Source organism: Marinobacter sp. C7 (assembly GCF_022343555.1).
Lineage (GTDB): Bacteria > Pseudomonadota > Gammaproteobacteria > Pseudomonadales > Oleiphilaceae > Marinobacter.
In genome coordinates, this window is the sequence record NZ_JAKQZH010000018.1 from 1 (window position 1) to 938 (window position 938).

The following is a 938-nucleotide window of genomic DNA, read 5'->3' on the forward strand; positions in this document are numbered from 1 at the left end:
GCCTATCGCAACTCCCGAGGTCTATAACGAGATGCTCGATCGTGCTAAGGAAGGCGGATTCGCCTTCCCAGCCATCAACTGCACCTCCTCGGAAACCATCAACGCAGCTCTCAAGGGCTTCGCAGAGGCTGAATCTGACGGAATCATCCAGTTCTCCACCGGTGGTGCAGAGTTCGGTTCCGGCCTGGCAGTAAAGAACAAGGTCAAGGGCGCAGTTGCGCTTGCAGCCTTCGCCCACGAGGCAGCAAAGAGCTACGGCATCAACGTTGCTCTGCACACTGACCACTGCCAGAAGGAAGTCCTGGACGAGTACGTCCGCCCACTGCTGGCTATCTCCCAGGAGCGCGTCGACCGCGGCGAGCTTCCACTGTTCCAGTCCCACATGTGGGATGGTTCCGCTGTCCCAATCGACGAGAACCTCGAAATCGCACAGGAGCTGCTGGCTAAGGCCAAGGCAGCGAACATCATCTTGGAAGTTGAGATCGGTGTTGTCGGTGGCGAAGAAGACGGCGTTGAGGCTAAGGCTGGCGCAAACCTCTACACCTCCCCAGAAGACTTTGAGAAGACCATCGATGCAATCGGCACCGGTGAGAAGGGCCGCTACCTGCTAGCAGCTACCTTCGGTAACGTCCACGGCGTTTACAAGCCAGGCAACGTCAAGCTGCGCCCAGAGGTCCTCCTTGAGGGCCAGCAGGTTGCACGCAAGAAGCTTGGACTTGCAGACGACGCACTTCCATTCGACTTCGTCTTCCACGGTGGCTCAGGCTCCGAGAAGGAAAAGATCGAAGAGGCGCTGACCTACGGCGTCATCAAGATGAACGTTGATACTGACACCCAGTACGCATTCACCCGCCCAATCGTCTCCCACATGTTTGAGAACTACAACGGCGTTCTCAAGATCGACGGCGAGGTCGGAAACAAGAAGGCTTACGACCCAC

General features: G+C 57.4%; 1 protein-coding gene. It reads left to right on the forward strand.

Annotated features, from left to right (window positions below; translation table 11 throughout):
- Positions 1-31: 31 nt before the first annotated feature.
- Positions 32-938: class II fructose-bisphosphate aldolase (fbaA, locus tag MD273_RS19255; protein WP_251068370.1), on the forward strand; the 907-nt coding region annotated here is incomplete at its 3' end.